Raw genomic sequence first — 14,632 nt, forward strand, 5'->3', positions numbered from 1 at the left:
CACAATAGCAATGACAAGGAGTGATAGAGGCGACAACTACTCGCATCTCCTGCTGCTGCCGTGTGTTGCCGCCGTAAGCACAAGTCCCCACAACCAAATCCCGCTTTCTGCGGGGATTTTTTGGAGTGATGTCGTGCAAGCGCTACATGATGTAATGGCGTCTCGCCGAGTGCCCTAAATCGTCGTTTACATAGAGAAGATCTCGAAAATATTCTTCCATTTCCTCGCGAATCTGCTATCTTCGTCGTGCTGGCTCATGCCCGTGAATTACATGGCCCGCTTTTTGCGTAGGAGACACCGTCCACAGAAATTGAACATGTGAAATTTCTTAGACGCACCAACAAGGTGCAAAAGAAGTGTCGGTACAAACTGTCACTCATCTTTGGTCATTATTAAAAGTAATACGACTAACAGTAGTTTTTTAATTCATCAGGAGTAATTCATGCAGAACAAAATCAAAATGATTCCCTTGGCTGGCGCTATTACGTTGGCATTCGTTTTTGCAGGCTCCGCCTCTGCACAGGAAATCGTCAAGATTGGTCACGTCGCACCGATTACCGGCCCGAACGCCCACATTGGTAAAGACAATGAAAACGGCGCGCAAATGGCGATTGACGAACTCAATGCCAAAGGCACCATGATCGGTGGCAAGAAGGTTGTATTCCAACTGGTTGCAGAAGACGACGCATCGGATCCAAAGCAAGCAACTGCAGTTGCACAGAAACTGGTTGATGCACAAGTCAAGGGCGTGATCGGCCACATGAACTCGGGTACTACTATCCCAGCATCGAAGATCTATTTTGATGCAGGCATCCCGCAAATCTCCCCATCGGCAACCAATCCAAAGTACACCCAACAAGGCTTTAACACTGCCTTCCGCGTCGTGGCCAACGATGGTCAGCTGGGTGGCGTGCTGGGTCGTTATGCGATCGCTCAGCTCAAGGGCAAGAACATTGCTGTGATCGATGACCGTACCGCGTACGGCCAAGGTGTTGCAGAAGAATTCCGCAAGTCCGCTATCGCTGCTGGCGGCACGATCGTTGCAACCCAGTTCACCACCGACAAGGCAATCGACTTCAACGCAATTCTGACTTCGATCAAGTCCAAGAGCCCTGATCTGGTCTTCTTTGGCGGTATGGACGCTGTTGCAGGCCCAATGCTGCGCCAAATGGACCAACTGGGCATCAAGGCCAAGTTCATGGGCGGCGATGGTATCTGCACCACCGAATTGCCTGCACTGGCTGGTGCGGGCCTGAAGGATGGCGAAGTTGTCTGCGCGGAAGCTGGTGGCGTGACGCCTGCTGGCAAGAAAGCTCTGGATGATTTCAAGGCTGCTTACCAAAAGAAATTCAAGCAAGAAGTCGTGATCTATGCACCGTACACCTACGATGCACTGATGACCATGGTCGAAGCAATGCAAAAGGCTGGTTCCTCCGATCCTAAGGTCTACCTGCCAGAACTGGCAAAGATCCATCACAAGGGCGTGACCGGCGAAATCGCTTTCGATCCTAAGGGCGACATCCTGAACGGTACATTGACTCTGTACTCGTACAAAGATGGCAAGCGCACTCTGCTGAGCGTGGTCAAGTAATTACCGACCTGCCACTCTAAAAAGCGCTCCGGTGAATAGCCGGAGCGCTTTTTTTATGGGGATTCATACAATGTCCTGGCGTTGATTTGCGATAAGAATAAGGAAAGCCCTGATTAACATACTTACGAGTATCTTATACAGTGATCAATATGACTAACGATCACAGCAGGAGAGCAGCATGTCGACAGAAAAAGCCCTCGAACACGCCTTGCATGCAGAATTGTCCCGCCTTGTGGCGAGCATGAAGTCACTCAGCACGGAACTGGAAACCATTGTTGATGACATCGAAGCGGCCTGCATGAACTCCGATCAGCCCGAGGCGGTAGCATTAAAAAAACTGGCGAATGATGTCCTGGCCAGATTCCGGAAATAGTCTTTTCTAGCTCTGGCGGGAGAGCATCAAGATCACTCGCATTGCCGTTCTCGCAGCCCCTCTTCAACCGTTGCTAGCAGCCCGGCCAATCACCGTCCGGGCGATTTTCTTGCTGTGCTGTTCTGCACATTGCACTCTCTCTCAACGAATTTTTCATTCTAGTCTGTCAGCTTCGGCAAGTACGAGGCACTGGCTTTTAATAGTCTGCGTCCGTTTTCCCGTGTTTAGTCGTTAGATTCCAATTCTGTCGCTACGCGCTCGCAGCGGGCCAGATAACGTTTTTAGAAACGAGGGGTTGAAAATGAAAAGTCGCCTTGCCTTGAAGAAGATACTGGCTTACCTGCTGTCATTCATGGCGTTGCTCTCCATCTTGACTTATGCCGCATTCCATCTGGTTGCCAACAGTCAGGCCGATATCAATGCGGCCAACACATCACGCTATCAATCGTTTTTACTGGCTCAGGAGCTACGCCAGAGTTCGGACGATTTAACGCGCCTCGCCCGTACTTACGTGATTACCGGCGATCCCTCGTATGAAAAGCAATACTTTGCCATTCTGGATATCCGCAACGGCAAACGGCCAAGGCCACAACATTACGAACGGATTTATTGGGATTTCGTTGCCGCTGGTGTAGAGCAACCGACACCAGATGGTGACACGGTATCGTTGCAGGAGTCGATGAAAAATGCCGGCTTCACCGACGAGGAATTTGCGAAGTTGAAAGAAGCCCAAGCCAATTCGGATGGTCTCGTTCAGGCAGAAACGATTGCCATGAACGCAGTCAAGGGCTTATATGACGATGGAAAAGGCGGCTTCACCAAGAAAGGGCCACCAGATCCGGAGATGGCGATCAAACTGGTGCACGACAAGAATTATCATCTCAATAAAGCAAAAATCATGAAACCGCTTAACGAGTTTCTTATTTTGCTCGACCAACGGACTCTGAAGACGGTCAATGAAGCAAAAGCACGCGGGAGCCGTGCGGAGCTGCTGATGATCATCGTCCTTATATTTACCTTTGTCGCCTCCTCCTCCGCACTCTATTGTGTCTTTCAGTTGATCCGGGATGGCTTAGGACATGCTGTCAGCACCGCGGAAAAACTCGCACACGGCGATCTTCGTTCGCAATTGGTGGTGCAGCGTGACGATGAAATTGGACGCTTGATGCAGGCCATGAATGGCATCAGCACGAGCTTGTCACAGGTAGTCGGTGGCGTGCGCCGCAGTATTGATACCATCGGTGTTGCATCAGGCGAGATTAGCTCGGGTAATCGTGATTTGTCATCGCGCACGGAAGCACAGGCGAGCTCGCTGGAGGAAACCGCTGCCTCCATGGAGGAATTGACGGGAACTGTGAAGCAAACCGCCGAGAATGCCCGTCAAGCCAACCAACTGGCGGTATCGGCCTCCGCTATCGCCATCAAAGGAGGCGCTGCTTTTTCCCACGTCGTGAAAACTATGGAGGCAATCAATGAATCAGCGAAGAAAATTGTCGACATTATCAGTGTGATTGACAGCATAGCATTTCAAACCAATATTCTTGCGCTCAATGCGGCCGTCGAAGCAGCGCGCGCCGGTGAACAGGGCCGTGGTTTTGCAGTCGTCGCCTCAGAGGTCAGAAGCCTGGCGCAACGCTCGGCAAGTGCCGCCAAAGAAATCAAAGAATTGATCAGCGATTCGGTTGAAAAGGTAAGCATTGGCTCGAAGCTCGTCAACGATGCAGGTGATACCATGACAGAGGTCGTCGATAGCGTTCAGCGAGTCTCTGACATCATCGGCGAGATCTCCTCGGCGAGCCAGGAGCAGGCATCCGGCATTGAGCAGATTAATCATTCCATTGCACAAATGGATGCTGTCATTCAGCAAAATGCCGCCTTGGTAGAGCAAGCCGCGGCCTCAGCTGGCGCCTTGCAACATCAGGCAGACAATCTGCATGAGTCTGTACGTATCTTCAAGATTCGGGATGACGCCTAACGGTCAAACCGCCTGACACCAGGGGATTGGCAGAGCATGCTCGCCGACACACAGTCGCTTTGCCAACCGCCTGCACTGCCTTCCTCTCACTATCCCCCTCTCCTGCGCGCCCCTCCGCTTTCCGGCCCCAGGCCCTCGCGTGTCAAGCGACGTCGGTGCGACCTATAATTTTCTTCCGTTTTTGATATCAACACTCACAATTCCTGCTATATTGGATCCAATTATATATATTTGGATCCATAAATCATTGAATATCGTTATGCCATTGAAAATGCTGTACCCCTCCCACCCTCATCATCACTGAAAGGAATTGATATGTCGCGCACTCCTCCCTGTCGTCTCACCATCGCTGCTATGCTGGTCGGCGTCTGCTGCCAGGCACTGGCGGCAGACATTGTTGTCAAGGTTGGTTTTAGCAGCCCGTTGACCGGGGCACAAGCAGCTGCTGGCAAGGACAATGAACGTGGTTTGCGCATGGCGATTGACGAATTGAACCAAAACGGTATCAAGGTGGGTGCAGATACCGTGCGCTTCGAAGCGATGGTAGAAGATGATCAAGCGGATCCCAAAGCTGGCGTTGCCGTCGCGCAAAAATTGGTAGATGCCAAGGTCAAAGCGGTATTTGGCCCCTATAACTCGGGTGTGGCAATTCCAGCATCCAAGCTCTATAACGACGCAGGCATTGTGATGGCAACCGTCGGCTCCAATCCAAAAATTACCTTGCAGGGCTTCTCCAATGTCTTCCGTGTCTCCGCCAGCGATAGTCAACTGGGTGGCAAGATGGCTTTGTATGCCGCAAAAGAACTCAAATTCAAACGCGTATCGTTGATTGATGATCGCACCGCCTATGGCGTCGGCGTGGTAGAAGAGTTCACCAAGGTGGCCAAAGCCAATGGTATTGAAATCGTCTCGCGCGACTTTACCAATGACAAAGCTTCTGATTTCAATTCGATCCTGACCAACATCAAGAGCAAAAACCCCGATGCGGTCTTCTATGGTGGCTACTTCTCGCAAGCAGCGCCAATGAAACGCCAGATGAAGTCACTCGGTCTGAATATCCCGCTGCTCGGTGGGGACGCGATCTGTGACGCGGAGTTGGGCAGCTTGGGTGGCGATGCCGTCAATGGCAGCGTCTATTGCACTCAAGGTGGCGGACTCCTCAAGACCAATAGCGCGGAAACCTTTGTCGCCAATTTTGAGAAGCGCAATAACGCCAAACCAATGTTTTATGCAGTCTCGTTTTATGACGCCATGAAGCTGGTCGCTGACAGCATGAGTAAAGCAGGCTCGGTTGAACCAGCGAAGTATGGTCCGATCATGGCACAGGCAGCTTACAAAGGCGTCGCAGGTACTTACGAGTTTGATGCCAACCACGATCTGAAGAGCTCGCCGGTCACCATTTTCCTGTTCAAGAACGGCCGTCCTGAACCACTGGCAAACTATTGAAACCCTCGCGCACCAGTACTGCGTTATTCTCCTGATCTTGATAGCCGGCGGCAACGTCGGCTTTTTTATGCCTGCCCTCACCCTGCTATTACTCCACCTGTCCACGCCACAAAAACAATAGCGGCGGAAGATCAGGCATCCAGCGTCGCTTCTGAATAAAACTGATTGTCGCTATCATCGCGTTCGCTACTCTCTCGCTTGAGTCGATCCGTGGCAATCAGGTTGTTCTTGGTTTCCTGAATGTGCAGCTCCAACAGTTGCGCCACTCTATCGCCATCTCGCCGCTTGCACGCTTCAAGAATCTCGTAGTGATCCGCCTGCGGACCATCCTTGCCGGTGGCTAAAGACATCATTTCATGGGTATAGCGATCGGTATTGAGGCAAAACTCTTCAATCAGGCGGCGCAGACGACGATTATTGGCCGGCGCGCTGATCCCAAGGTGAAAGCGTCGGTTGTATTCGGCCCATTCGGTAACCGTTTCGGAGGCGTTGTAGAGATCCAGAATTTCCTTCAAGTGATCGAAATCTCGCTGCACCATGTTCGGCACTGCGATACGCGCGGCGTAGCACTCCAGTGCGATACGAATATCCATCATCTCGCAGAGCTGATCGACATCCATTCCTGCCACCACTGCACCACGGTTGCGCTGATAGGTAATAAGCCCCTCCGACTCCAATTGGCGCAAAGCCTCGCGTACCGGCAAGCGGCTGGTGTTGAAGCGCTCGGCCAGAGCGTCCTGACGCAACTGGGTGCCGGCTGGCATGGTGCCTTTCAGAATCTCGTAGCGAAGCTGGTCCCGGATGATCTGGGGCAATCCCTTCGAGGTAGTTTTGGCCCGGTTCGGTGATGTTGGCATAAGGAAATCTGAAGGAAAAATTAGTCTCAATAAGTTTTCTATTGTGCCTCAAGTTGCCCTTCGCTATACTGGATCCAAATATTAAACATTGGATCCAATTTATATATAATCGTATAACACCATGACAACACCACATTCAATGAGCAGTAACGAACCGGTACTCAGTTACTTGCAAGGCAGCGTGGAGCGCGATCTGCTGCGCGCCGATCTGGACGCACAAAAGAACATCTGCCGAGAAATTCCCGCCATTGTTGGTGGCAGGCGCATCTTCGGCCACATCAACTCGGCTGTACGTGCGCCTCATGAACATTCCCGCGTTCTGGCAAACATTTATCATGCTGAGAAAGAGACGGTACAAGCCGCGATCAACACCGCCATCGACGCTCAGCAAGAATGGGCATCCTGGTCGCTGCAAGAGCGTTCTGCGATATTTTTGAAAGCTGCCGATCTCTTGGCAGGTCCCTGGCGCGCACGCCTGAATGCCGCCACCATGCTTGGTCAAAGTAAGACTGTGGTGCAGGCGGAAATCGATTCGGCCTGTGAGTTGATCGACTTCCTTCGCTTCAACGTGCAGTTCGCCAATGAGATTGTGGCGAACCAGCCGATGTCTTCTGCTGGCGTGCGCAATGCCATGGAATACCGTCCGCTGGAGGGCTTCGTCTATGCCGTCACGCCATTCAACTTCACGGCCATCGGCGGCAACCTCGCCGTAGCGCCAGCACTCATGGGCAACACGGTGTTGTGGAAACCAGCAACGACAGCAGCGCTATCCAATTTCATGTTCATGGAATTGCTGGAAGCCGCTGGGCTGCCCAAGGGTGTCATCAACTTTGTGCCGGGCGACCCGATCGATGTCAGTAACGAGGCGCTCAATCATCCGGCGCTGGCAGGAATTCACTTTACCGGCTCGACTACCGTGTTTGACGGCATGTGGGCCGAAGTGGGTCGCAACATCAGCAAATACAAATCGTATCCGCGACTGGTCGGCGAAACCGGTGGCAAGGATTTCGTGCTGGCGCACCCATCGGCAGAAGTCGATGCGCTAGCCGTCGGGCTGCTGCGTGGTGCATTTGAATATCAGGGCCAGAAATGTAGCGCCGCCTCCCGTGCGTATATCCCGACGTCACTCTGGCCATCGGTTAAGGAGCGCCTGATCAACATGACCGAATCGATCAAGATGGGCGACGTCTGCGACTTCGAAAATTTCATGGGGGCGGTGATTGATCGTCGCGCCTTTGATCGTATCGCGGGCTATATCGACCGCGCGCGCAGCGACAAGGACGCCACGATCCTGACGGGCGGCAAGGTCGACGACCGTGTCGGCTACTTCGTCACACCGACCGTGATTGAAGTGAAGGATCCTCGGCACAGCTTGATGCAAAACGAAATTTTTGGCCCCGTACTCACCGTCTACGTCTACCAGGACGCACAGTGGAATGATGTGTTGAAGCTGGTCGATGGTACCAGTAGCTACGCATTGACCGGAGCCGTGTTCGCCACCGACCGGGCCGCCATTTTGCAAGCGTCTCAGGAATTACGCTTCTCGGCCGGCAATTTCTATATCAACGACAAGCCCACTGGTGCGGTGGTTGGTCAGCAACCTTTCGGTGGTGCACGCCGCAGTGGTACCAATGACAAAGCGGGTTCTTCACTCAACCTGCAGCGTTGGGTATCGCCACGCACCGTCAAGGAAACGTCGGCACCTCCGGTTGAGTACGGCTACGCCTACATGAAGAAATAAGCAATCTGGCAGGTGCAGGCCTTGGTCTGTACCTGCCTTTTTGATTTCCAGCATCGTTTCACCCCAGACGTTTCCATCTAGCAGCACACCTTGCCTGTATCGGCAGGCGTTCGTCTTTCAATCCACATTGGAGCAATAAAAATGATATTCAAAATGAGACCTCTATTCACATCTGCGGCGCTGTTGTTGTCGCTGGTTTCGGCGTCTTCCGCTGTTCTGGCACAGGAAAGCGTACAAATGGGTGCAGTGCTGTCGCTGACTGGCGCGAATGCTACCGTTGGTGAAGATGTACGCCGGGCAGTCGATCTCGCGGTAGAGAAGGTAAATGCGCAAGGCGGTGTGCTTGGCAAAAAATTCAGCGTGATCGTCGAAGATTCTGGTGGCAATCCGACCACCGCATTGAATGCAGCACGCAAACTGGTCAGCGTTGATAAGGTACCGGTAGTGATCGGCGAATATTCGTCGGGTATCAGCATTCCGCTTGGCCAGTATCTGGTCAAGGAAGGTGTTACCCATATCAATATCGCCAGCACCAGCGTGAAGATTCGTGATCTTGGTGCGACCTCCTTCAACGTGATAGGTCTGGAAAACTTCGGTAATAAATTCTCCGCTGCTGATGTCTGGGCGCTGGGTTACCGAAAGATCGCCGTGATCGCGCCGAACAACGCCTACGGACAAGGTGTCGCACATGGATTCAGGGAAGAATACGAAAAGCTTGGCGGAAAGATCTCCACCGAATTGCTATATACCGCTGGCCAGTCGACCTACCGTCGCGAACTACAACAAGTCGAACGCAGCAAACCGGATGCTTACATCTACACCGCCTACGGCCAGGAGTCGGCAATCATCAACCGTGAAGCATTTGAACTCGGTCTGCGCAAGACGCCCTGGTACGGCATTTTGCTGAGCATGTGCCTCTCGGATACACCCGCTGAAATCGCCAATGGCCAGCTCGGCATGGAAGTGGGATCAGTCGATGGTGTAGCCGGCATGACTTATGCCGAGGCGTTCCGCACCAGGTACAAGGAAGGCATGAAGACATCCTACTCTGGCTATGCCTATGACGCCGTGATGCTGACCGCTGCTGCGATCAACCGCGCCAAATCGACCAAGCCAGCAGATATCCAGGCGGCATTGAAGGAGATCGGCAAAAACTATCCAGGCGTCACTGGCGCGATCACTTTCGACAATGACCGGCAACGTCAGAATCCACCGTATGCAAAGCTGAAGTACGACGGCGGGAAAATCGTCTCGCGCTAAGACCTGCTGACACTCTCGATCTGACAGTCGTTGCGGGAGACGGCAAGCAGATTTGCTGTTAACGAAAGACACCAAAAACCGCCGCTTGAGGTCGTCCGCTGCGACGCTCACGGCGGATTTTTGCACGGGATAATTTTCGGAGCTATTGATGTTGCAATTTCTGATAGACACATTAGTCCGCACCACCGATCTGGCACTCATTGCGCTGGGTCTGAGCATGGTGTACGGGCTAGTGAAATTCCCCAATATCGCACACGTACAGTATGCGATGCTGGGCGCTTACCTGACCTATGCACTGCATGCTACCGGCTTGTCAATGGTTGTCGCCATTGCGATCGCCGGCATGCTGATCGGTGCGCTGGCGCTGATGCTGCACATGTTGCTGTTTCGCCGTCTGCTGCGTTCCGGCCCCGCCATGACAATGATCGGATCACTCGCAGTGGCGATGCTGATTGTCGCAGTCACACTGGGCGTCGCGGGTTCATTTCCACTCATGTACAAGCTGCCGTTATCCGCACCGCTAGTGATCGCTAATGTCCGCCTCGGACTGACACAGTTGTACGCGCTTGTCATGACACTGGTCGTGCTCGTTCTATTCACTGCTTTGTTATTCACTACCCGCACCGGTCGAGCGATGCGTGCGTTGTCGTCAAACCGCGCACTAGCGGCGGCATCTGGCCTGAATGCCGAACACATTACCCATCTGGTCAATTTCAGCAGCGGCGCACTGGCAGCACTGGGTGGCAGCATGCTGGCCATGACCAGCGGTGCACATATCAACCTCGGACAGGATCTGCTGCTACCGGTGTTTGCCGCTGCCATCCTTGGTGGCCTGGGCAATCCACTGGGCGCAGTGGCTGGTGCGCTGTTGATCGCTGTCACCGAAACATTGGTGACCAATCTCAATTTCGGCTGGATGTTCGGTACTTCGGTTGCTTTCCTTCCGGTTGCCTACATCAGTGCCGCCTCTTTCCTGATCCTGTTGCTGGCTCTGTTATTCAAACCATATGGCCTGTTTGATCGTGAGGTACGCCGTGTTTGATTTTCTGATTTTTTCGTTCACCATCTCCGGCATTTATGCACTGATGGCACTTGGTCTGAATCTACAGGCGGGTTATTCTGGCTTGCTCAATTTCGGCCATATTGCCTTTGCTGCAATCGGTGCATACGCTACCGGCATTGCCATGACTGCGGGCTATCCTGCGATCATCGGTGCTGCGCTGGGTGTTTGTGTGGCCATGCTATTAGGCTGGGTAATCGCACGCCTGGGCCGTCAGCTCGGCTCCGATTACTGGGGCATTGCCACCTTGGCCATTGCGGAAATCCTGCGTACCGTGGCGACCAATGAGGATTGGCTCACCGGTGGCGCACAAGGCATTAGTGCCATTCCCTCACTGTTCGAATCGTTGCCGCGTCCCTGGAATGCGCTGGCATTTCTTTCCTTGGTACTCATCACCTTGGTGATCGCCGCCCTGCTCTGCCGTCGACTCGGCAACGGTCGCTTTGGCCGTGCCCTGCGGCTTATGCGGGAAGAGCCTCAGCTAGCAGCTTGCATGGGTTACAACCTGCGCTCACTCAAGTCACGCGCAATCATGGCCGGTGCAGCGATCACTGCAATCGCTGGTTCTTTGTATGCGCATTACATGAGTTTCGTCGGCCCCGATTACCTACTGGCATCGGAGACCTTTCTACTTTGGACAATGTTAATGATCGGCGGCATGGGCAATACACTTGGTGTGATCGTCGGTGTGGCGTTGGTGCAGACAGCGTATTCCGTTGTGCCATTTGCGAAGGACTATTTCAATTTTGGCTCCGACGTCTCGGGCGCATTGCGTCTGGGCCTGATCGGTTTGATTTTGCTGGTATGCCTGTTATGGCGCAGTCAGGGACTGGTTCCTGAAAAACTGAGGAAAATGCCATGAGTTCGCCAATCACTTTATTGGAAGTGCAATCGGTTGCCAAAGCCTTCGGCGGCAACCAAGTCTTGCAAGAGGTTTCATTTTCGATCCAGCCGGGGGAAATCGTCGGGCTGCTAGGCCCTAACGGCTCAGGCAAGTCAACGCTACTCAATACGATTACCGGCTTCGAAGCAATCGACAATGGCAGCGTCGCCTATCGTGGCAAACGAATCGACAAAATGAGCGCGTATCAGATTGTCGACGCTGGTATCGCGCGTACTTTCCAGCTGCCATCCATGCCAACCAAAATGTCGGTGATGGAGGTCGCGATGGCGGCAGCGACCTCACATCATGGTTTCTGGGGGACATTGATTGGCACTGGTGCTACCCGCGCCGCCGAACAGGAGGCTTGTGATAAAGCCAGCGTCCTCTTGCATGAACTACTCCTGACCCCTGTACGCAACCTGCCCGCCTCGGCCTTGTCGGGCGGACAGAAGAAACTGCTCGGCATCGTCTGTGCACTGATGGGCAATCCGCAAATGGTCATGCTCGACGAACCGACCGCTGGCGTCCATCCCAATCTGCGCCGCGACATCGTGACGGCCCTACAACGCCTGAACCAGCAAGGTATGACACTGATGATCGTCGAACATGACATGCACTTCATCCGCGAAGTCTGCACCCGCTGCATCGTGCTCGATCGCGGCCACATCGTAGCCAGCTGTCGTCCCGATGAACTGTCATCGAATGAACGGGTACTGCAAGCCTATCTGGGTGGCCATGGCGCTGAAACTGCGGCAACATTGGAGGAACAAGCATGATTGACATCAATAGCGTCGTCGCGGGCTATACGCCGGAAGTCGATATTCTCAAAGGCATGACACTGCAAGCTCAGCCAGCCGAAATTGTCACTCTGCTTGGTCCCAACGGCTGTGGAAAATCGACGCTACTGAAAACCATCGCCGGTTTTCTACAACCGCGCAGCGGCACTATAACGCTGCAAGGCAAGGATATATCGACATTACCAGCGCATCACAAGATCCGCCATTGCCGTATCGGCTTTGTACCGCAAACCGAGAATGTGTTCAGTGCGCTGACCATTCGGGAAAACCTGCAGGTTGGTGGTCACTTCATGAGCGAGGTTGATTGTCGTGCACGGATCGACGAGTTATGCACGCTCTATCCGATCCTGCGCAAGAAATTCAACACGCCGGCAGCGTCGATGTCCGGTGGAGAACGGCAGATTCTGGCACTGGCGCGTGCACTGATGCCAGGCCCAAGCTTGCTGTTGCTGGATGAACCATCGGCCGGCTTGTCGCCCAAGGTGTTGCTGGAAGTATTCGAAGCGATCCAGCAGGTACGCAGCAAGGAGCAGGTCACGATCCTGATAGTAGAGCAGAACGCGATGGAAGCCCTGCGTATTTCGGATCGGGCCTACGTGCTGTCGATGGGCGCAGTCGCGCTTACCGGCAGCGCCGCTGAGTTGTTAAACAATCCGCAAGTACGTGAACTTTATCTCGGCGGACGGGCGGCTTAACCGTTGAATCATCGGCAAGCCAAGTTGACATGATGCGATAGAGACGGTGCGTATTGCCAGAGGCAGTTGCGCCGTCTTTCTCATAGCAAGAGCAACAAGGACTGCCTCACGGTCGACACAAAACAATTCTCGATCACGGTGATCCGGTGTGCTAAGAGGCAATGACGTTGAAATTCCCCCCCATCTCTTCGTGTCCGCTTCCGCAAAAATTGTCACACAGAAAACTGATCTTCCCCGCAGAAGGGAATTGCAGCGGTAACCGTGTGGCTTTTCCTGGCACGATATCGGCTCGTACGTGCAAGTCAGGAATATTGAATCCATGTACAAAGTCCAGTGCCGTCAGATCAAGAATCACGGACTCCCCTTGCTGGATGGCGATCTCATTGGGGGTATAGGTGAATTTTTTCGCCTCGATACGGATGACCCGGGCGGGCTGTGGCTGACTGGTTTCTCCGGCCGCTTCAGCCAGCAAGCTGCCGCCACACAAGACGGCACCACTACTGCCCAAGATACGACGCAGGAATTGTCTTCGACTCGACCTCATGATTGCCCCTGTGGCACCGGAAATTCTTGCAACTGATACTGCAGTTGACGCGCCTCGGACTGCACTTCACGAAACCCGAGCCCCTTACCGGGTGCTGCAGGATCCCATGGCAATGGAGTGCGGCGGTCCTGGGAGCCAGGCACAGGTAATGGGAAGATCAGTGAGCGAGCGGCATGGTGGGCGATATGCCCAGTTATGTGATGGTGCTCCTGGTGGATGTGCCCATAAAACACGGTGACATTGGTATAGGGCATCAAGAGTGCGATTGCCTGATCGCCATCACGGGTGGCCCAATCCCATTTGGGTTCCAGATCGAACAAGGGGCGATGGGTAAAGACGACAATGCGCGCATCCTGCTCCAGCGCGGCAAGTTCACTCTTGAGCCAGACCAGTTGTTCCTCACCAATCTTCGCCCCGGGATCGGAGACATTGTCGAGCACCAGAAAATGCACGCCCTTGTGCGTAAAACGGTAATGCGTTTTTCCAAAATATTCCTTGTATGCCGCACCACGGTCGAGTGCGGCATCGTGTTCGCCGGGCATGAAATACACAGGTCCGACCTTCAGTTCTGCAACGACGTCACGGAACTGCGCCATACGTTCACGTCGTTCCTTGGGATCATCGGTGGTTTGTGTGAGATCGCCAGTGAAGACGATGAACTCTGGTGCCATTGGCAATGCGTTGACAGCGGCGACCGCTTTTTTCAAGGTATTGGCAGCATCCGGATTGGCGGGGCCACTGAAGCCCCAGTGCGAATCAGATAGTTGTACAAAATAAAAATCGTCTACACGAGGACTATCGACCGCCAACGCCCCTGTGTATAAACTCGACATCAATACGGCACCACCACCGGCAGCCGTAAGCTTCAAGAAATCTCTGCGATTGATCATGTCATTCCCCTGGAGAGGTCATCGTTGCGGTGTTATTTATTTGCTGCATCACTTGCGGTAGTGCTTGCGTGTTTCAGATAGGCGATCAAATCGGCACGATCTTGCGGCGATGCAACCAGAAAACCCATTTTGTTACCCGGAATAAATTGCTCTGGATTGCGCAGCCATTGATCCAAAGTTTTTTCGCTCCAAATCACCTGGGATTCCTTGAGCGCGGGTGAATACTCATAATCTGGGGCGCTGCCTGCCTTGCGGTTGAAGACCCCTTGGTGGGCAGGACCGACACCGTTGTAAGCGATTGAGTGACAACTTGCGCACAATTGTTGATAAAGAACCTGACCATGTACTTCCGGCGGCGCCGCAAATACAGCCACTGGCATGAAGGTGCACAGCAACAAGGAATAAAGACAGGTTCGCAATACAATGCCCTTCATGAGAATCACCTTGATGTCGAGGCTGTTCAGTAACTACACCTTGCATAACTGGTCAAAGGTCAGGAATATTCCCGGAAAAACCTGAT

Annotated in this window: 14 protein-coding genes; 10 read left to right on the top strand and 4 right to left on the bottom strand. The window is 53.4% G+C overall.

The genetic code is table 11. The annotated features are described in order from the left end of the window. Positions 1 to 442: 442 nt before the first annotated feature. The 4 genes from FHW66_RS16605 (at position 443) to FHW66_RS16620 (ending at position 5,385) form a co-directional block, all read left to right on the top strand. Positions 443 to 1,591, top strand: a complete 1,149-nt coding sequence (locus FHW66_RS16605) for a branched-chain amino acid ABC transporter substrate-binding protein (protein ID WP_183380939.1) — start codon at positions 443 to 445, stop codon at positions 1,589 to 1,591. A gap of 178 nt (positions 1,592 to 1,769) precedes the next feature. Further along, positions 1,770 to 1,964 (top strand): hypothetical protein, encoded by a 195-nt coding sequence (locus FHW66_RS16610; RefSeq protein WP_183380940.1) that lies wholly within the window; start codon positions 1,770 to 1,772, stop codon positions 1,962 to 1,964. Between the two features lie 301 nt (positions 1,965 to 2,265). Then, positions 2,266 to 3,939: a methyl-accepting chemotaxis protein gene (locus tag FHW66_RS16615; RefSeq protein WP_183380941.1), complete on the top strand. Its 1,674-nt coding sequence runs from the start codon at positions 2,266 to 2,268 to the stop codon at positions 3,937 to 3,939. A 315-nt stretch (positions 3,940 to 4,254) separates the two neighbouring features. Continuing rightward, positions 4,255 to 5,385 (top strand): branched-chain amino acid ABC transporter substrate-binding protein, encoded by a 1,131-nt coding sequence (locus tag FHW66_RS16620; protein ID WP_183380942.1) that lies wholly within the window; start codon positions 4,255 to 4,257, stop codon positions 5,383 to 5,385. 131 nt (positions 5,386 to 5,516) lie between these two features. Here FHW66_RS16620 and FHW66_RS16625 read toward each other — a convergent pair whose 3' ends face one another. Continuing rightward, on the bottom strand, positions 5,517 to 6,242 hold the full coding sequence (locus tag FHW66_RS16625) for a GntR family transcriptional regulator (protein WP_183380943.1): 726 nt from the start codon (positions 6,240 to 6,242) through the stop codon (positions 5,517 to 5,519). Positions 6,243 to 6,363: 121 nt separating this feature from the next. Between FHW66_RS16625 and pruA the strand changes: the two genes are divergently transcribed. The 6 genes from pruA (at position 6,364) to FHW66_RS16655 (ending at position 12,678) form a co-directional block, all read left to right on the top strand. Continuing rightward, entirely contained in the window at positions 6,364 to 7,983 is a 1,620-nt protein-coding gene (gene pruA / locus FHW66_RS16630) for an L-glutamate gamma-semialdehyde dehydrogenase (protein ID WP_183380944.1), read from the top strand. 153 nt (positions 7,984 to 8,136) lie between these two features. After that, entirely contained in the window at positions 8,137 to 9,243 is a 1,107-nt protein-coding gene (locus FHW66_RS16635; protein WP_255459016.1) for an ABC transporter substrate-binding protein, read from the top strand. Positions 9,244 to 9,391: 148 nt separating this feature from the next. After that, the gene (locus FHW66_RS16640; RefSeq protein WP_183380946.1) at positions 9,392 to 10,285 is read left to right on the top strand and encodes a branched-chain amino acid ABC transporter permease; all 894 of its coding nucleotides are present in this window, start codon (positions 9,392 to 9,394) and stop codon (positions 10,283 to 10,285) included. Next, positions 10,278 to 11,165, top strand: coding sequence for a branched-chain amino acid ABC transporter permease (locus FHW66_RS16645; protein WP_183380947.1), 888 nt, complete (start codon positions 10,278 to 10,280; stop codon positions 11,163 to 11,165). The genes FHW66_RS16640 and FHW66_RS16645 overlap by 8 nt, the downstream gene beginning before the upstream one ends. Continuing rightward, complete coding sequence (locus tag FHW66_RS16650; RefSeq protein WP_183380948.1) at positions 11,162 to 11,962, top strand: ABC transporter ATP-binding protein; 801 nt, start codon at positions 11,162 to 11,164, stop codon at positions 11,960 to 11,962. Before FHW66_RS16645 ends, FHW66_RS16650 begins: the two co-directional genes overlap by 4 nt. Further along, entirely contained in the window at positions 11,959 to 12,678 is a 720-nt protein-coding gene (locus tag FHW66_RS16655; protein WP_183380949.1) for an ABC transporter ATP-binding protein, read from the top strand. The genes FHW66_RS16650 and FHW66_RS16655 overlap by 4 nt, the downstream gene beginning before the upstream one ends. Positions 12,679 to 12,829: 151 nt before the next feature. On the opposite strand, the gene FHW66_RS16660 is transcribed toward FHW66_RS16655, so the two are convergent. Genes FHW66_RS16660 through FHW66_RS16670 form a run of 3 tightly spaced genes read right to left on the bottom strand, consistent with a single transcriptional unit; the run spans position 12,830 to position 14,546 of the window. Then, the gene (locus FHW66_RS16660) at positions 12,830 to 13,222 is read right to left on the bottom strand and encodes a cupredoxin domain-containing protein (protein WP_183380950.1); all 393 of its coding nucleotides are present in this window, start codon (positions 13,220 to 13,222) and stop codon (positions 12,830 to 12,832) included. Then, positions 13,219 to 14,112, bottom strand: a complete 894-nt coding sequence (locus tag FHW66_RS16665; RefSeq protein ID WP_183380951.1) for a metallophosphoesterase — start codon at positions 14,110 to 14,112, stop codon at positions 13,219 to 13,221. The genes FHW66_RS16660 and FHW66_RS16665 overlap by 4 nt, the downstream gene beginning before the upstream one ends. Positions 14,113 to 14,144: 32 nt before the next feature. Beyond that, positions 14,145 to 14,546 carry a cytochrome c family protein gene (locus tag FHW66_RS16670; protein WP_221197046.1) on the bottom strand — a complete coding sequence of 134 codons (402 nt, stop codon included), beginning with the start codon at positions 14,544 to 14,546 and terminating at the stop codon, positions 14,145 to 14,147. Positions 14,547 to 14,632 lie beyond the last annotated feature (86 nt).

The sequence above is a fragment of the Herbaspirillum sp. Sphag64 genome (genome assembly GCF_014192645.1).
GTDB lineage: Bacteria > Pseudomonadota > Gammaproteobacteria > Burkholderiales > Burkholderiaceae_D > Herbaspirillum.